Origin of the sequence: Nocardia sp. NPDC058114 (assembly GCF_042884695.1) — a bacterium.
GTDB lineage: Bacteria > Actinomycetota > Actinomycetes > Mycobacteriales > Mycobacteriaceae > Nocardia.
In genome coordinates this window covers 765254-781337 of sequence record NZ_JBHVTK010000002.1, presented here as the reverse complement: position 1 = coordinate 781337, position 16084 = coordinate 765254, and the positions used below count along the sequence as shown (strand labels likewise).

General features: G+C 68.0%; 18 protein-coding genes. 13 read left to right on the top strand and 5 right to left on the bottom strand.

Annotated elements, in window-relative coordinates; translation table 11 throughout:
• Position 1 precedes the first annotated feature (1 nt).
• The gene (locus ACFVVI_RS12195) at positions 2-661 is read left to right on the top strand and encodes a GAP family protein (protein ID WP_387445311.1); all 660 of its coding nucleotides are present in this window, start codon (positions 2-4) and stop codon (positions 659-661) included.
• A 47-nt stretch (positions 662-708) separates the two neighbouring features.
• Complete coding sequence (locus ACFVVI_RS12190) at positions 709-1107, top strand: hypothetical protein (protein WP_378994663.1); 399 nt, start codon at positions 709-711, stop codon at positions 1105-1107.
• A 52-nt stretch (positions 1108-1159) separates the two neighbouring features.
• Here ACFVVI_RS12190 and ACFVVI_RS12185 read toward each other — a convergent pair whose 3' ends face one another.
• Complete coding sequence (locus tag ACFVVI_RS12185; protein ID WP_387445308.1) at positions 1160-1477, bottom strand: SHOCT domain-containing protein; 318 nt, start codon at positions 1475-1477, stop codon at positions 1160-1162.
• Positions 1478-1489: 12 nt separating this feature from the next.
• The gene (locus ACFVVI_RS12180) at positions 1490-1912 is read right to left on the bottom strand and encodes a DUF6325 family protein (protein ID WP_378994659.1); all 423 of its coding nucleotides are present in this window, start codon (positions 1910-1912) and stop codon (positions 1490-1492) included.
• 120 nt (positions 1913-2032) lie between these two features.
• Between ACFVVI_RS12180 and ACFVVI_RS12175 the strand changes: the two genes are divergently transcribed.
• Genes ACFVVI_RS12175 through ACFVVI_RS12165 form a run of 3 tightly spaced genes read left to right on the top strand, consistent with a single transcriptional unit; the run spans position 2033 to position 5020 of the window.
• Complete coding sequence (locus ACFVVI_RS12175; RefSeq protein ID WP_378994656.1) at positions 2033-2689, top strand: GAP family protein; 657 nt, start codon at positions 2033-2035, stop codon at positions 2687-2689.
• A 14-nt stretch (positions 2690-2703) separates the two neighbouring features.
• Complete coding sequence (locus ACFVVI_RS12170; RefSeq protein ID WP_387445307.1) at positions 2704-4368, top strand: SulP family inorganic anion transporter; 1665 nt, start codon at positions 2704-2706, stop codon at positions 4366-4368.
• A gap of 28 nt (positions 4369-4396) precedes the next feature.
• Positions 4397-5020: a DUF4203 domain-containing protein gene (locus ACFVVI_RS12165; protein WP_378994651.1), complete on the top strand. Its 624-nt coding sequence runs from the start codon at positions 4397-4399 to the stop codon at positions 5018-5020.
• Positions 5021-5059: 39 nt separating this feature from the next.
• Here the strand turns inward: ACFVVI_RS12165 and ACFVVI_RS12160 are convergent, their stop codons facing one another.
• A complete protein-coding gene (locus ACFVVI_RS12160; protein ID WP_387445305.1) occupies positions 5060-6658 on the bottom strand; it encodes an MFS transporter in 1599 nt (532 codons plus the stop codon).
• A 218-nt stretch (positions 6659-6876) separates the two neighbouring features.
• Here ACFVVI_RS12160 and ACFVVI_RS12155 point away from each other — a divergent pair, with 218 nt between their 5' ends.
• Positions 6877-8166: a helix-turn-helix domain-containing protein gene (locus tag ACFVVI_RS12155; protein WP_387445304.1), complete on the top strand. Its 1290-nt coding sequence runs from the start codon at positions 6877-6879 to the stop codon at positions 8164-8166.
• Between the two features lie 18 nt (positions 8167-8184).
• Here the strand turns inward: ACFVVI_RS12155 and ACFVVI_RS12150 are convergent, their stop codons facing one another.
• Entirely contained in the window at positions 8185-9180 is a 996-nt protein-coding gene (locus tag ACFVVI_RS12150; protein WP_387445303.1) for an AraC family transcriptional regulator, read from the bottom strand.
• Between the two features lie 108 nt (positions 9181-9288).
• Between ACFVVI_RS12150 and ACFVVI_RS12145 the strand changes: the two genes are divergently transcribed.
• The 7 genes from ACFVVI_RS12145 (at position 9289) to ACFVVI_RS12115 (ending at position 15619) form a co-directional block, all read left to right on the top strand.
• Positions 9289-10260, top strand: coding sequence for a quinone oxidoreductase family protein (locus tag ACFVVI_RS12145; RefSeq protein WP_378994639.1), 972 nt, complete (start codon positions 9289-9291; stop codon positions 10258-10260).
• A gap of 26 nt (positions 10261-10286) precedes the next feature.
• On the top strand, positions 10287-11153 hold the full coding sequence (locus tag ACFVVI_RS12140) for a TauD/TfdA dioxygenase family protein (protein WP_387445302.1): 867 nt from the start codon (positions 10287-10289) through the stop codon (positions 11151-11153).
• 45 nt (positions 11154-11198) lie between these two features.
• The gene (locus ACFVVI_RS12135; RefSeq protein WP_387445301.1) at positions 11199-12251 is read left to right on the top strand and encodes a 3-keto-5-aminohexanoate cleavage protein; all 1053 of its coding nucleotides are present in this window, start codon (positions 11199-11201) and stop codon (positions 12249-12251) included.
• Positions 12252-12316: 65 nt separating this feature from the next.
• The gene (locus ACFVVI_RS12130; RefSeq protein WP_387445300.1) at positions 12317-13618 is read left to right on the top strand and encodes an MFS transporter; all 1302 of its coding nucleotides are present in this window, start codon (positions 12317-12319) and stop codon (positions 13616-13618) included.
• A 26-nt stretch (positions 13619-13644) separates the two neighbouring features.
• A complete protein-coding gene (locus tag ACFVVI_RS12125) occupies positions 13645-14229 on the top strand; it encodes an RBBP9/YdeN family alpha/beta hydrolase (protein WP_387445299.1) in 585 nt (194 codons plus the stop codon).
• Entirely contained in the window at positions 14226-14969 is a 744-nt protein-coding gene (locus ACFVVI_RS12120; protein WP_378994624.1) for a CoA transferase subunit A, read from the top strand. Before ACFVVI_RS12125 ends, ACFVVI_RS12120 begins: the two co-directional genes overlap by 4 nt.
• Entirely contained in the window at positions 14966-15619 is a 654-nt protein-coding gene (locus ACFVVI_RS12115; RefSeq protein ID WP_387445297.1) for a CoA transferase subunit B, read from the top strand. Before ACFVVI_RS12120 ends, ACFVVI_RS12115 begins: the two co-directional genes overlap by 4 nt.
• Here the strand turns inward: ACFVVI_RS12115 and ACFVVI_RS12110 are convergent.
• A complete protein-coding gene (locus ACFVVI_RS12110) occupies positions 15606-16058 on the bottom strand; it encodes an Lrp/AsnC family transcriptional regulator (protein WP_378994618.1) in 453 nt (150 codons plus the stop codon). The two genes, ACFVVI_RS12115 and ACFVVI_RS12110, sit on opposite strands and share 14 nt — an antisense overlap.
• Positions 16059-16084 lie beyond the last annotated feature (26 nt).

Here is a 16084-nt window from a genome sequence, read left to right as displayed (position 1 = left end):
CGTGGGCGGACTGATGGCATTGCTGTTGCCGGAGATCGTGGGATTGATGGTCACGCCGGGCGCGGTGATCGGCTGTGTCCTGTTGCTGCGCTCGCGCGACCCGGTGCGCAACGCATCGATGTTCGGGCTCGGGTTCCTGGTCGTGTATTCGATCGTCGCGCTCGCCGCGTGCATCGGCGGTGCGCCGGACCCGGGAGCTACCACGGCCCAGACCTCCCACATCGCCGGACTCGTGGTCGGTCTGATCTTTCTGGCTCTCGGCGTCGTCATGCTGGTGCGGCCCCGTCGGCACACCGGCGAAAAGCCACGCGTGCTCGACGAGCTCGCCACCGCGGGCCCCCGCAAGGCCTTCGCGATCGGCGTCGTACTCGGGGTGTTGAACCCGAATCTGTTCATCATGATGTCGGGGATGAGCGTGATCGCCAGCTCCGCCGTCGGCCTGGCCGACGCGCTGTTGGCGACCGCGATCCTGCTCGTCGCGGCGGTCGTCGACTTCCTGATTCCGATCGGGATCTATCTCGCGATGGGCGAACGGGCCGAGCACAGTCTGGCGGTCGCGCAGGCGTGGATGTTGAGCCACAGCCGGATGCTGACGTTGTCGGTACTGCTCGGATTCGGTGCCCTGTTCACCGCTCGCGGCATCGTCAACCTCGCCGGCTGAGGTGACTCTTCGGAAAGGACGCACCCGCGCTCGCCGGTGGCGCGTTCGTGCTGTTCGCGTCGAATGTGGTCGCGATGATCATCACGTCGACGATCGTGCTGCTCATCGCCGGGTACGCGGGCGAGGCCGATCCGGCGACGATGCGGCGAGGCAGGGCCTACCTGGTGCTCGGCGCGGCGCTGGTGCTGGTGGCGATCCCGATGGTGCTCAACTCGCTGTCGACTCTGTGGGCCGGTCAGATCGCCGACGCGGCCGGCGACTGGCTCCGGGACACTCCGGACGCGCAGGTCATGGACGTCACCCTGCACAGCGATATCGCGACCGTCTCGGTGCTGGGCCCCGCGCAGTTGCCGCCGCGCGAGGAGTTGCAGCGGAAGGTGGACGAGCTCGTGCCGTGGGACCCGAAGGTGGTCATCATCCACACGGTCGGTGGTCGTGTGCAGTGATCACGACCCGCCGCCCCCGGCACCGTGGCCGGGGGCGGCGTTCGCCGGAAACTCAGCTGAGCAGTTTGGCTTTCGCGGCGGCGAATTCGGCGTCCGACAGTGCGCCCGCGGAATGCAGCTCGGCCAATTTGCCGAGCTGGGCGACGGTGTCGTTGCCCGCGCTCGGCGCGGCGGGCGGCGGGGGAGCCTGTTGCTGCGGCGGCGGAGGCGGTGCCTGCTGTTGGGCGTAGGCCTGTTGTTCGGCGGCCCGCTGCGCGCCGCGCCGGTTCACCGCGTTCGAGGTGGCGGTCGCGGTACCCGCGACGACCGCGGTTCTGGCGATGGTGCCGATCAGTCCCGGTCGCCCGACGCGACCCCGGCGAAGTGGCATATCGATTCCTTCCTAGGCGAGGGCGAGCGCGGCGTCGACGGCATCGCGCGGTACTTGCACGTGCAGCGCGACCTCACCGTCGGCCGCGCGCACCGCGCCTGCCAGGCGCAGCGCCCACGTTTCCTCGAAAACGATGACGACGGCGGTCGTTCCCGGTTCCATCGACGCCCGGACTACGTCGAGGTCGTCGTCGCTGACGAGGTCGATGTCGGCCGCCGTCAGACCCGTCAGACCCACCGCGGAGATGTCGTCGTCGATCTCGCGTTCGGTGATGGCGCCCGCGTCGTCCATGGACAGCACGATCAGATCGAGCAGCGTGACCGTGCCTTTCGCGACGATCTCGGCCAGTGCCGCGGACACGGATTCGTCGATCTCGGTGCCGGGAAAGGTGAGCACAAGGAATTCGACCGGTCCGAGCGTTGCTGGTGATCCCATGGGCAGATCGTGCCCCCGGCGAGTGCTGGGCCGCTTCACCCGATTCGGATGAAACAGCGAGCGCGCAGTTCACCCGGAAAGTGTGAGGCGCGCCGGGATCGGCCCGCTTAGCGTCGTGGCATGGGCTCAGTAATCGGCGGTCTCCTGCCACTGGCGGTGGGTGTGGCGGTCTCGCCGATCCCGATCATCGCCGCCATTCTGATGATCCTGTCGAAGAACGCGGGCGGTGCCGCGAAGGGCTTCGCCGTGGGGTGGGTGGCCGGCATCCTCGTCGTGACCGGCGTGATGACCATGCTCGCCGGGACACTGGGCGGCACGGACAGCGAACCGTCGACCGGCGCCTCGATCGTGAAGATCATTCTCGGCGTCGCGCTGGTGGTCCTGGCGGTGATCCAGTGGCAGGAACGGTCGCAGACCGAGGTGCCCGGCTGGATGAAGGCGATCGACACGCTCACACCGGTGAAGGCGCTGGGGCTGGGAGCGCTGCTGTCGGGCGTCAATCCGAAGAATCTGCTGCTGTGTGTGTCGGCGGGTGTCGCGATCGGGGCAGGCGGTCTGAGCGCGGGGGGCGACCTGGTCGCGATCGTGGTGTTCACCCTGCTCGCCTCGGTCACCGTGCTGGCCGTGGTCGTGGGATACATGCTCGCGGCCGACAAGCTCGGTCCGATGCTCGACAGCCTGCGGGAGTGGTTGCAGCTCAACAACCATGCGGTGATGGCGATCGTGCTGTTGATCATGGGCGCTGTGGTCGTCGGCAAGGGCATCGGCGGGCTGTAGCGGTGTCGATACCGGTGTTCGAGTCACTGCAGGGGTATCGGCGGGCGTGGCTGCGGCCGGATGTGATCGCTGGTCTCACGGTGTGGGCGGTGCTCGTGCCCGAAGCGCTGGCCTACGCGTCGATCGCCGGGGTGCCGCCGGTGGTCGGCCTGTACGCGGCGGTGCCGTCGCTGGTGCTCTACGCGCTGGCAGGCAGTTCGCGGCACCTGGTGGTCGGGCCGATGTCGGCGACCGCGGCACTGTCGGCGGCGATCATCGCCCCGCTCGCGGGTGCCGACAACGGCCGCTACATCGCGTTGACGGCCGCCCTCGCCATCGCGACCGGCCTCGTCGGTCTGCTCGCCGGTCTCATCCGGCTCGGCTTCATCGCCGCGTTCATCTCCGAACCGGTGCTCAAGGGCTTCATCGTCGGACTCGCCCTGGTCATCATCATCGGGCAGGTGCCCAAGTTGCTCGGCGTCGACAAACACGACGGCAACTTCTTCCGGCAGGCGTGGGGCATCATCACCGAGCTGGGCCATGCCCAGTGGCGCACCGTGACGGTCGGCTTGATCAGCCTCGCGCTGGTGCTCGCACTGCGCCGCTGGCTGCCGTTCGTTCCCGGCGCGTTGGTAGCGGTGGGGTTCGGCATCGTCGTCGTGACCTTGTTCGGACTCGACGACAAGGGTGTCTCGATTGTCGGTCATATCGACTCGGGACTGCCCACGCTCGGCCTGCCGTCGGGAGTGTCGTTCGGTGACTACCTCGATCTGCTCGGACCCGCCGTGGGGGTATTGCTGATCGGCTTCGCCGAGGGCCTCGGCGCCGCGAAAACCTATGCGGCCAAGGCGGGTTACCCCATCGACGCGAATCGGGAGCTGCTCGGCCTCGGCGCCGCCAATCTCGGCTCGGGGCTGAGTTCGGGGATGGTCGTCAACGGCAGCTTGTCGAAGACGGCGGTCAACGGTGGCGCCGGGGCGAAGACCCAGCTCAGCGGGCTTGTCGTGGCCGGGCTCACCGTCGTCACGCTGCTGTTCCTGACCGGGTTGTTCGAGAAACTGCCGGAGGCCACCTTGGCGGCGGTCGTGATCGCGGCCGTCATCGAGCTGGTCGACATCGCCGCCCTGCGCCGCCTCTACCGGGTCTGGACCCACATGCTCGCCAGCATCTACGGCAAGGCGGCACGTGCCGACTTCCTGGCCGCGATGGCCGCGATGCTGGGCGTGCTGATCTTCGATACGCTGCCCGGCCTGCTCATCGGTATCGGCGTGTCGATGCTGCTGCTGGTGTACCGGGCCTCGCAACCGCATGTGGCCGAGCTCGGTAAGGAAGGGTCGTTGTGGGTCGCCGCCGTCCGGCACCCGGACGCGGCGACGCGCCCCGATCTGCTGGTCGTCCGGGTCGAGTCGGGGCTGTTCTTCGCCAACTCCGGTTATGTGAAGGACCAGATCGAAGGGCTGTGCACCGACCGCACCCGGATGGTCGTCCTCGACGCCGAGACCTCGCCCTCGGTCGACGTGACCGCCGCGGCGATGCTGCTCGCCCTGCGTGACACGCTGGCCGCCCGGCGCATCGGGTTCGCGATCGCGCGACCGGTCGCCCAGTTCGGTGACGCCCTCGGCTCGGCCGAGCACGGTGACGTCCCGGTCCCGATCTATCCCACCGTCGCCGCCGCGGCCGCGGCACTGTCCGGCTCATGAACATGCTCGCCTGCCGAAAGGAACGCAGATGAACGGCATTCTGGTCGCGCTCGTCGGAGCGCTGTTGTGCTTCTACGGGATTCGCTCGGTCCACCTGGGCTTGCTCGCGATCGGGTTCGGTCTCGGCTGGCTGATCGCGGACCTGTTCAACGCGAGCTTCTGGTGGCTGTTGCTGGCCGCGCTGATCGGCGCGGTGTCGGTCTGGGTGGTCACCTCGCTGGTGTTCCGTTTCGCCTCCTATTTCATCGGCGGTCTGACCGGCGTGATGATCGGCACCAAACTGGCGACCGTGTTGCAGCCCGGCGACAAGAACGTCGCCCTGAGCATGATCGTCGCGCTCGCGGTGGGCGTGTCAGGCGCGTTCCTGGCACAGAAGTTCCGGGCCCGCGCACTGCTGTGGTTGACCTCGATCGGCGGCGCGAGCATGATCTGCAGCGGTGTCGCGCTGTTCAGCGACTCGCTGTCGTTCCTGCGCGACCCCGAGCCCGGCTGGCAGCAGGTCACCGCCACCCTGGCCTGGGTGGGTCTGTCGATCCTCGGCTGGATCACCCAGCGCCACCTGTTCGCCGAGAAGCTCGGCATCCAGCACCTGGTCGGTGACGACGACGAGCCGGACATGAGCGACCGCAACGGCGGCTGGCCCACGAGGTGACCAGCCGGCGGGAGACACCACCGGCTGGTCGAACCCGGATCAGTGGGCGGTGCCGCCCGTGGCCGGGGTGCGGCCGTGCTTCATCACCAGGGCGAGGGTGAGGGCGACGGCCGAGGCCGCCGCGCAGACCCAGAAGCCCAGTTGGTAGCCACGATCACCGAACAGGTCGGGCAGCGGGGTGGCCGGTTGAGCCTGTCCGCCGACGCTCACCAGGGCACTCATGCCGTTGCTGTGCAGGAAGGCAGTGACGATCGCGAGACCGATCGCGACACCCATGGACTGCATCACGCCGAGCATGCCCATGCTGACGCCCTGCTGTTCCTGCGGAACCGCCTCCACCAGCAGGATCGGCATACAGGCGTAGTACATACCGAAGCCGATGCTGAAGATCGAGTTCACGATCAGGAAGTTGGTGGCGGTCAGCGGCAGGACCGCGAACGCTACGGCCGCTGCGGCGAAGATGACCAGTGCCGCGACGAGCGGCAGCCGGGCACCGACCCGCCTGGCCAGCAGGCCCGCGACCGCGCCGAAGATCATCGTGACCACCGAACCGAGCAGCGCGATCCGGACGGCGAACTCGAGCAGGGTGTATCCACTGCCGTAGGTATAGCCGGGATCGAGGGTTACCTGCACGGCCTCGATCGGCAGCGCCTGACCCGTCAGCTGCTGGATCTGGGCCAGGGTGCCCTGCGCAACACCGTCGACGACGGTCGACTCCGGCGGGGTCTGGGACATGTAGGCGATGGCGTAGGACACGATGCCGATCTGCAGGGACGCGAAGAGCGCACCGGCGAGGACCAGCGCCACGCGCGGATGGAAGAGCAGCTGCATGTCCATGATCGGTGTGGTGGCCCGCTTTTCGACGAGGACGAACAGCACGAGCAGCACGAGGCCCGCGATCAGCCAGGCCAGCGTGGTCGGCTTCGACCATCCCCAGTCGTGGCCTTTGTCGACGTAGATCAGGGTGAGCGCGGCACCACCGGCGAGCAGCGCGGCGCCGACGATGTCGATGCGCTCGGTCACGCGGAGCTTGGACTCGGGCACGATGAACCACACCAGCGGCAGCATCACCACAGTGAATGCCCCCAGTACCCAGAAGATGGCACGCCAGCTGTGGTTGTCGACGAGGTAGCCGCCCAGCAGCGGGCCCGCGATGGAGGCGACGCCGAAGCCGGTCGCGGTGAGACCCAGCGCGAGCGGAACCATCTTGCGCGGCATCAGGTCCCGGATGAGGCCGTAGGCGATCACCGCGGTCGCGATGGCGGTGGCTTGCAGGCAGCGACCGAACAAGAACACACCCCAGTTCGAGGTGGTCGCGTCGAGTACGCAGCCGATCACGAACAGGGCGCCGCAGATGAGGAACATCCGCTTCTTGCCCCAGACATCACTCATCTTGCCGATCAACGGAGACGCGGCCGCGCCGATCAATCCGAAAACGATGATGGCCCAGTTGATGTTGGCGCCGACGCCGGGGAAACTCGGGGCGATCTTCTGTAGCGCTGCCGCGACGATCGTGTACTGCATGGGTGCGATCTCGGAGAAGAGAACGATCACCGCTAGCACCGTGAAAATTCGTGCGCGCGAGGCGCCTTCGAGCCTTCCGGTGTCGTTGTCGGGCTGGATGGTGCTGGTGGACATGGCCACGCTCCGTTGTTCGAGCTGATAGAGATTTCGAGCTGGTAGATCCGCACGGCGAGCAGGGTTGTGCTCACGATCGTGGACGTTAGGTCCGTCCAGGGCAGGAGGAGCTCGGCCACGCCCCTTCTGCAGACAGTTGCAGACCCCGCACGCGGACCAGCACGGCGACGTACGCTTCCAACGATGATCGACCCGACTCATGCCGCGAGGCCGACCTCATGACCGAGGTCGGGCGCGCGCTGCGGGCCGCGCGCACGGCGGCGGGACTGAGCCTGCAGGCGATGGCCGCGCGGACGAACTATTCGAAGCCGTACCTGGGCCAGCTCGAAACCGGCGTGCGGATGGTGCGAGCCGAGCATGTCGCCGCGTACGAGTCCGTGCTGCACACGTCACTGTGGGACTTGCACGACCGGCTCGCCGTCGAATCGGTCGGCGTCGCGCGAGACCTGCCCGCCCAGTTGGCGCCGCTGCTGTCGTTGTTGCCCGACGCGGACCTGCCCGCGCAGTTCAGGCAATTGTTGCGGCAGCCGCCGCCGACCCGTTCGCGCGACGGGTTCGCGCCCGAGGAAGTCGACGCGGCCGAGGAGCTGGCGCGGTGGGCCCGCGCCAGACAGTGGGACGACGAGTCACCGGCGCGAGCGCCGGTGACCGCTTGGTTGGCGATGAACATTCCTCGGTTACGACGCCTTTCGCCGGGAACCTCGAATGCGCCTGCGCTGCTCATCGGTGCCGAACTGGCCGATATCGCGGCCACCATGAGCTGGGATGTGGAGGACAACCGGGCCGCGCGGCGCTACTTCGTCACCGCCGCGCGGCTGGCGCACGCCGCCGGCGACCCGGCGCTGACCGGCGCCGTCCTCGCTGAGACAACCTGGCAGTGCCTCGACAACGGCTGTCCTGCGGAGGGGCTGGAGATCGTCCAGCTCGCGCAGTACATCGCGCGCCGCACCGCGACTCCACATCTGCGGTCGATCCTCGCCGAACTCGAGGCCTGCGCGCACGGCATCCTCGGTGACCGGGCCGCTTGCCTGCGGGCCAGCATCGTCGCCGCCGAATGTCGGGCAGAGGCGAACGAGGTGGTACGTGAGCCGATCCCGGGCGATACCAGTCTCGCCGCCGTCGCGTTCAGCATGGTGCTCGGCCCACGCCGCGATTGGCCGGGCCCCGGCCGGCAGTCCCAATTACTCGGTCCGACCTACCGGGACCTTGCCGTCACCCGTCCAGATCTGGTTCGCACCGCCTCGGCCCATATTCGAGCACCGCGGCTCGACAGCTTCATCCCGGCCGCGATGGCGCTGATCTTCTCGGCCAGACTCCAACTGATGCTCCGCGAACCAGAGCAGGCCGCCACACAGATCGAGCAGGCACTGGCGACGCACGGGGCCGCGATGCCTGCCCGCACTACCGCCCGCCTGCGCGACTTCCATTACGAAGCAGCCGAATTCGCCGCGGTCCCCGCCGTGCGCGGGGTCCGTACGACCATCGCCGAACTGGCCACTCACCGTTGAGTTGCGGTGATGGCGCGCTCACTCACGTTGCCGCCACTGCCGGGGGCTGACTCCATACCTGGCACTGAACCACCGCGAGAAGTTGCTCACCGACGAAAAGCCGAGCAGGTCACCTACTTCGGTGAGGGAGTGGCGGCGGTTGGCCACCATCCGCTCGGCCAGTGCCCCGCGGATCTCGTCGACCATCGAGGTGAATGTCGTGCCGTCCTGGGCGAGCTTGCGGTGGACCGTGCGCCGGTCGACCCCGAGGCTGCGCGCCACCTGTTCGACGGTGCACCGGCCCGTCGGCAACAGCAGTTCGACGAGTTCGCGGACCCGGTCGGCGACCGTGGCCTCCCGCGAGGGCGCCATCGCGCCGAGCAACTGCTGCGTGTAGGCGTGCAGCAGTGGGTCGGCCATCGCGTTCTCCGCGTCGAGATCGCTGCTGTAGGTGAGGATTCCGTCGAAATCCTGATCGAACTCGACATGCGGGCCGAACATCTTGAGGTAGGTGGTGCTCTCGCGCGGGGCGGGGTGGGAGAAGCACACCTGCATCGGCCGCCAGGTGGGTCCGACGAAACCGCGGAGCAATCCGTGCAGCACCCCGGTGGTGAGTTCGACGGCCTGCCGCACGGGCACCGCTCGGCCGACGTCCACGCTCACCCGAATGGTGGCCATGCCGTTCGCCTCGATGACCTCGGTGTGCAGCGCCTCGTTGTACATGTGCTCGTGGCGCGACAGCAACCGCAGCGCGCTGCGCACGTCCGGTTCCTCGCGGATGACCAGGCTCAACGGGCCGAGGTTGGAGAAGCGGCGCAGCTGCGCCAACCGCACACCGAAGTCCTCGCGGCCGGATTCGGCGGCCGAGCGTTCCAGTAGCTCGGCGACGGCTTCGGCCGGAATCCAGCGGTCCTGCGTGCCGAAACCGGCCGGGTCGAGTCCGCAATCGCGGATCAGCCGGGCCGGTTCGAGCCCGAGCGAGCGCGCCAGTTCGACGTAGTCGTTCAGTGACGCGTACCTGGACAACGGCTTCATCCGACACCTCCTCGCTGTCCCGAAATGAACAGTTTTCTGTCCCGTGAGGGCAAATATCTCGGTGTGACCCACCCTACAGTTAGCTGCATCACACAGGAGGAGATGGCAGTGGCACACGCAATTCGATTCGCTGAAACCGGTGGTCCCGACGTGATGCGGTGGGAGTCCACCGAGGTCGGTGAGCCGGGGCCGGGCCAGGTCCGGATCCGGCACGAGGCGGTCGGTCTCAACTTCGCCGACACGTATTTCCGCACCGGTCTGTACCCGGCGGCGTTGCCCGCGGGCCTCGGCGTGGAGGGGGCGGGCGTCGTCGAAGCCGTCGGCCCCGGCGTCGATTTCGCGCCCGGTGACCGCGTCACCTACACCGGCAGTCCGCTCGGCGCGTACAGCACCGAACGGATCATGCCCGCCGAGCACCTGATCGCCCTGCCCGATGCCATCGCGTTCGACACCGCGGCCGCGACCACGATGCGCGGCCTGACCACCGCCTACCTGTTGCGCCGCATCCATCCGCTGCGCGCCGGCGACACGGTGCTCCTGCACGCGGCGGCGGGTGGGGTCGGTCAGCTGTTCACCCAGTGGGCGAAACTGCTCAGGGTCAGTGTGATCGGCACCGTCTCCAGCGAGGAGAAGGCGGCGGTCGCCCGCGCCAACGGCTGCGACCACGTGGTGATCTACACCCGCGAGGACGTCGCGACCCGGGTCCGTGAAATCACCGACGGCGCGGGCGTTCCCGTGGTCTACGACAGCATCGGCAAGACCACCTACCAGTCCTCGATCGACTCCCTCGCCCGGCGCGGTCTGCTGGTGTGCTTCGGCACCGCCTCGGGTCCGGTGCCGCCGATCGAGCCGATGCAGCTGGCCGTGAAGGGCTCGCTGTACGTCACCCGGCCCGCGCTCGCGGACTACATCGCCGACCCGGCCGAACGCGCCGAACTGGCCGGTGAACTGCACGACCACCTCACCGCGGGGCGCCTGCGGGTCGAGATCAACCAGCGCTACGAACTCCCGAACGCCGTCCAGGCCCATCGCGACCTCGAAGCGGGCCGCAGCGTCGGCGCGTCGGTCTTCGCGATCTGACGCGCCCACCGGAAAGGAACAAGCCAATGACCGTTCGAACCGCGATCCACGCGGTGCCGCTGACCGCGACCATCGGCGCGCAACTGCACGGGGTGAGCCTCGCCGAGGCCGCCGTCGACGACGCCCTGTTCGCCGAACTGCGCACCCTGCTGCTACGCCACAAGGTGCTCTTCGTCCGCGACCAGGACATCACCCGCGCCGAACACGTCGCCCTCGCTGAACGTTTCGGCCCGCTCGAGGACCACCCGGCCCTCGGCAGCGATCCCGACCACCCTGGTCTCGTCCGCATCTACAAGGACCTCGACAGTGCGCCCGAGCACTACGAGAACGCCTACCACTGCGATGCCACCTGGCGGGTCAATCCGCCGATGGGCGCCGTGCTGCGCTGCGTGGAAACGCCGCCCGTCGGCGGCGACACCATCTGGGTGAACATGGTCGAGGCGTACAAGCGGCTGCCGCAGTCGGTGAAATCCCAGATCGCGCATCTGCGGGCCCGGCACAGTATCGAGGCGAGTTTCGGCGCCGCGCTCACCGAGGAGAAGCGGCTCGCCCTGCATGAGCGGTTCCCCGATGCCGAACATCCGGTGGTGCGCATTCACCCGGACACCGGCGAGGACATTCTGTTCGTCAATTCCTTCACGACGCATCTGGTCAATTACCACACGCCGGAGAACATCCGATTCGGCGCCGACTACGCGCCGGGCGCGAGCGAACTGCTCAATTACCTGATGCGCCAGGCGAGTATCCCCGAATACCAGGTGCGCTGGCGCTGGACCGAGAACAGCTTCGCGATCTGGGACAACCGGTGCACCCAGCACTACGCGGTCCAGGACTACTGGCCCGCCGTCCGCAAGATGGAACGTGCCGGGATCGTCGGCGACCGTCCCTTCTGACATTCCCTTTTTCGATAACCCCGCAATTCCGATCGGAGTACCCCCATGCATTTTCACGACGACGCACTGTTCCCGGAGAACCAGGAAAAGCTGGTCATCACCGTCGCACCGTACGGCCCGGAATGGGAACTCGACGACTTCCGCGACGACCTGCCGCTGACCATGGACGAGCACGTCCAGGCGGCCGTGGACTGCTACGAAGCCGGCGCCACCGTGCTGCACATCCATGTGCGTGAACTCGATGGCAAGGGCTCCAAGCGCCTGTCGAAGTTCAACGAGCTGCTCGGCCGCCTGCGCGAGGCCGTGCCGGACATGATCCTGCAGGTGGGCGGCTCGATCTCGTTCTCGCCCGAAGGTGAAGGCGCCGACGCGAAATGGCTCACCGACGATGCCCGGCACATGCTGGCCGAGCTCGATCCCAAGCCCGATCAGGTCACCATCGCGATCAACACCAGTCAGATGAACATCGTCGAGCTGATGACCGAGGACGACATCGCGGGCACCTCCTTCGAGCGGCCCGAGGTGTACGAGGCCTATCGCGAGATGTTCGTCCCGGCGGGTCCGACCTGGGTCGCCGAACACCTGAAGCGATTGCAGGCCAACGGCATTCAGCCGCACTTCCAGCTGTCGAGCATCCCGCAGCTCGAGACCGTGGAGCGGCTGATCCGGCGCGGCGTCTACACCGGCCCGCTCATGCTCACCTGGGTCGGCATCGGCGGCGGCTTCGACGGCCCGAATCCCTACAACATGATGGAGTTCATCCGCCGCACCCCCGACGGCGCCGTGCTCACCCTGGAGACGCTGATGCGCAGCGTGCTGCCGGTGAACACGATGGCCATCGCCATGGGTCTGCACGCGCGCTGCGGCAACGAGGACACCCTGTGGGGTCGCAAGGGCGAGAAGATGACCTCGGTCCAGCAGGTCCAGCAGCTGGTCCGGATCGCCGGTGAACTCGGCCGTGAGGTCGCCACCGGCAAGGAAGCGCGCGAGATCTACAAACTCGACGAGCACTACGCCGACGCCGACGAGACGCTCGCCAAGCTCGGGTTCGCCCCGAATCGCCAGCCGGGCCAGGTCGGGTTCACCCACCACGCCTGACCCTTCCCCTTCTCGACAACCCGGTGGACGTCAGCGACGACGTCCACCGGTTCGCAGGAGCACCCATGGACCTCACCACCACCGCCGCGAAGCCCGCGCCGGCGCCGAGCCGTTCCTCGACCATTCGCCGCAACTATCCCTGGCTGGTGTTCGCACTGGCTTTCGGCCTGCTACTGGCCGACTACATGTCCCGACAAGTGCTGAGCGCGGTCTTTCCGTTCCTGAAAACCGAATGGACGCTGTCGGATTCGCAGTTGGCGTCGCTGAGCAGCGTGGTCGCGCTGATGGTCGGGTTGCTCACCCTGCCGCTGTCGGTGCTGGCCGACCGATGGGGCCGGGTCAAGAGCCTGGTGCTGATGGCGGTGGTGTGGAGTATCGCGACGCTGGTGTGCGCACTGGCCGACAACTATCCGCAGATGCTGGCCGCGCGTTTCTTCGTCGGCGTCGGGGAGGCCGCGTACGGCAGCGTCGGCATCGCGCTGGTGCTCAGTGTGTTCGCCGCGCGGCGGCATGCCGCGCTGAGCGGCGCGTTCATGGCCGGTGGTTCGTTCGGATCGGTGCTCGGTGTCGCCGCGGGCGGTGTGATCGCCGTGCACCTGGGGTGGCGGTGGTCGTTCGCGACGATGGCGGTGTTCGGGCTCGTGCTGGCCGTGGCGTTCTGGGTGGTGGTCAAGGAGCAGCGCAACGCCGAACACGCGGCCGAACCCACTCCCGAAGTCGCCTTCCGGGCGCCGATTTCGACGCTGTTCACCAATCCGGCGGTGCTGTGCGCCTATGTGGGCAGCGGGTTGCAGATGTTCACCGCCGCGGTGCTGCTGTCGTGGATGCCCAGCTTCTTCAACCGCTACTACGGGCTGGCCCCGGACCGGGCCGCGGGTCTGGCGGCCGTGATCGTGACACTCGTCGGCACCGGCATGGTGGTGTGCGGGGTGATCACCGACCGGGTCGGGCGTTCGGAGATGGCCCGCAAGTGGACCACCGCGATCGTGTTCTGCCTGACCTCGCTCGTGACCCTCGGCATCGGATTCAGCCTGAGTACCGGTGCTCCGCAACTGATTCTGCTCGGCATCGGCGCGTTCTTCGCCGGCGGCTCGGCCGGTCCCACCGTCGCCATGGTCGCCAACCTCACCCACCCTTCGGTTCGCGCTTCGGCGTTCGGCACCCTCACCCTCGCCAACAGTCTGCTCGGACTGGCGCTCGGCCCGTTCGTCGTCGGCGTGCTCGCCGATCATCTCGGGCTGCGGGACGCGCTGCGCATCACCCCGGTCGTGTCGGTGCTCGCCATCGCCGCCCTGCTCCTCGGCCGCCGGATGTACCCGATCGGTCTGCGCAAGCTCGCCTCCGTCCATGCGTCGGCTCCGCACTGATCCCGTCGAAAAGGATTACCGCACACATGAATTCCCTCCCCGAACCCACCGTCGTGATCGTGCCCGGTCTGCGCGACCATGTCGCCGGCCACTGGCAGACGCTGCTCGCCGACACCCTCGACAAGGTGGCGATCGTGCCGCCGCTCGAGCGCGACGGGCTGAGCCTGGCCGCGCGGGTCGCCGCACTCGAGGCGGTGCTCGCCGAGATCGACGGCCCGGTCGTCCTGGTCGCGCACAGCGCGGGCGTGATGATCACCGTCCACTGGGCTCAGCAGTCCGACCGGCCGGTGCGCGGCGCGCTGCTCGCGACACCGCCCGACTTCGAAACCCCGCTGCCACCGGGCTATCCGACCGCCGAGGAACTGGCGGCCAACGGCTGGACACCGATCCCGCGGCGGCAGTTGCCGTTCCCGAGCATCGTGGCCGCGAGCAGCACCGACCCCTTGGCCACGACGCGTCGCGTCGCGGGCATGGCCGAGGTGTGGGGGAGCAGGCTGGTCGACCTCGGCGACGTCGGCCATCTGAATCCGGCGGCGGGCTACGGTCCGTGGCCGCGCGCCCAGGAACTGCTCGACGAACTCCTCGACCTCACCGGGGAGCTCGCCCGATGACAACCGTGTTCGCCACGGCCGCCACGGCGGTCGCCGATATCGGGTCCGGATCCTCGCTCGCCGTCGGCGGTTTCGGGGTGTGCGGCATTCCCGACGCACTCGTCGCCGCACTGGCGGCGGGCGCGGCCGACGAGCTGGAGATCTTCTCGAACAACTGCGGCACCGACAGTCATGGGCTGGGGATCTTGCTGGCGCAGAAGCGTATCCGTCGGATCACCGCGTCCTATGTCGGGGAGAACGCCGAGTTCGCGCGCCAGTATCTGTCCGGTGAACTGGAAGTCGAACTGACACCGCAGGGCACCCTCGCCGAGAAACTGCGCGCGGGCGGGACCGGGATTCCGGCCTTCTTCACCGCGGCGGGTGTCGGGACGCCGGTATCCGACGGGGGATTGCCGTGGCGGTACCGGTCCGACGGGTCCGTCGCGATCGCCTCGCCCGCCAAAGAGGTCCGCACCTTCCATGGTCGCCGGTTCGTGCTCGAGGAATCCATCACCGCCGACTACGCGCTCGTGCACGCCCTGATCGGCGACACCGACGGAAATCTGGTGTTCAACAAGGCCGCCCGCAATTTCAACCCGCTCGCCGCGATGGCGGGCACGGTGTGTATCGCCCAGGTCGAGACGCTGGTGCCCGCCGGTTCCCTCGATCCGGCGCAGGTGCATCTGCCCGGCGTGTTCGTCGACCGGATCGTGCACACGGGGCCGCAGACCAAACTCATCGAAAGGCGGACCGTGTCATGACCGCATCGACGGTGGCGCTCGGCTGGACGCGCACCGAGATGGCCGCCCGCGCCGCGCGGGAACTACGGTCCGGCGAGTACGTCAACCTCGGTATCGGGCTGCCGACCCTGATCCCCAATTTCCTGCCCGCGGGTGTGGCGGTGACGCTGCATTCGGAGAACGGGATCCTCGGCACCGGTCCCTACCCCCGCGACGACGACGTCGACGCCGACCTGATCAACGCGGGCAAGGAAACCGTCACCGTCGCCGACGGCGCCTCGTTCTTCGATTCGTCGCTCAGTTTCGGCATGATCCGTGGTGGCCACATCGACACCGCGGTCCTCGGCGGCATGCAGGTCTCGGCCGCGGGCGACCTCGCCAACTGGATGGTGCCGGGTCGGATGGTCAAAGGGATGGGCGGGGCGATGGACCTGGTCCACGGCGCCCGTCGCGTGATCGTGGTGATGACGCACACCGACAAGGCGGGTACCCCGAAAATCGTGCCGACCTGTACCTTGCCGCTCACCGGGGCGGGCGTCGTGCATCGGATCATCACCGACTTGGCTGTCATCGACGTCGAGCCGACGGGTCTGATCCTGCGCGAATGCGCACCGGGCGTGCGCGAGGAACACGTCCGCGCCGTGACCGCGGCACCGCTCACGTCGGGCTGATCACCTTCTTGCGCTGGTGCCCGTAGACCACCGAGGTGCGGACGTTGGCGAGTTCCGGACGCGTCGTCAGCTTGTCCAGGACCACCCCGTGCAGATGGTCGGTGTCGCGGACGGCCACGTGCACGAGGAAATCGTCGTTGCCGGTGAGCACGAACAGCGAGATCACCTCGGGCATCTGCTCCAGGAACGCCTGGAAGCCCTCGATCACCGCGCGGGTCGGCGGGTGGACGCGCACGGCGATCACGGCCTGCAACCCGCGCCCGATCGCCGCGAGGTCGGCCTCCGCGTGGAACCCCGTCAGGATGCCGCGTTCGCGCAGCGATCTGATCCGCTCCAGACAGGTCGAGGGGGCGATGTCGAGCGCTTGGGCCATGTCGCGATTGGTGCGCCGACCATCCTGTTGGAGCATCCGTACCAACGCCGAATCTAGTTCGTCCACGCTCGCCTCTCTCCATCAATTTCCGA

Excerpts from the sequence above, each read along its gene's own strand:
- ACFVVI_RS12185 (WP_387445308.1), bottom strand. The coding sequence starts at position 1,477 with ATGCCACTTCGCCGGGGTCGCGTCGGGCGACCGGGACTGATCGGCACC.
- ACFVVI_RS12180 (WP_378994659.1), bottom strand. The coding sequence starts at position 1,912 with ATGGGATCACCAGCAACGCTCGGACCGGTCGAATTCCTTGTGCTCACC.
- ACFVVI_RS12175 (WP_378994656.1), top strand. The coding sequence starts at position 2,033 with ATGGGCTCAGTAATCGGCGGTCTCCTGCCACTGGCGGTGGGTGTGGCG.
- ACFVVI_RS12165 (WP_378994651.1), top strand. The coding sequence starts at position 4,397 with ATGAACGGCATTCTGGTCGCGCTCGTCGGAGCGCTGTTGTGCTTCTAC.
- ACFVVI_RS12160 (WP_387445305.1), bottom strand. The coding sequence starts at position 6,658 with ATGTCCACCAGCACCATCCAGCCCGACAACGACACCGGAAGGCTCGAA.
- ACFVVI_RS12155 (WP_387445304.1), top strand. The coding sequence starts at position 6,877 with ATGACCGAGGTCGGGCGCGCGCTGCGGGCCGCGCGCACGGCGGCGGGA.
- ACFVVI_RS12150 (WP_387445303.1), bottom strand. The coding sequence starts at position 9,180 with ATGAAGCCGTTGTCCAGGTACGCGTCACTGAACGACTACGTCGAACTG.
- ACFVVI_RS12140 (WP_387445302.1), top strand. The coding sequence starts at position 10,287 with ATGACCGTTCGAACCGCGATCCACGCGGTGCCGCTGACCGCGACCATC.
- ACFVVI_RS12135 (WP_387445301.1), top strand. The coding sequence starts at position 11,199 with ATGCATTTTCACGACGACGCACTGTTCCCGGAGAACCAGGAAAAGCTG.
- ACFVVI_RS12130 (WP_387445300.1), top strand. The coding sequence starts at position 12,317 with ATGGACCTCACCACCACCGCCGCGAAGCCCGCGCCGGCGCCGAGCCGT.
- ACFVVI_RS12125 (WP_387445299.1), top strand. The coding sequence starts at position 13,645 with ATGAATTCCCTCCCCGAACCCACCGTCGTGATCGTGCCCGGTCTGCGC.
- ACFVVI_RS12120 (WP_378994624.1), top strand. The coding sequence starts at position 14,226 with ATGACAACCGTGTTCGCCACGGCCGCCACGGCGGTCGCCGATATCGGG.
- ACFVVI_RS12115 (WP_387445297.1), top strand. The coding sequence starts at position 14,966 with ATGACCGCATCGACGGTGGCGCTCGGCTGGACGCGCACCGAGATGGCC.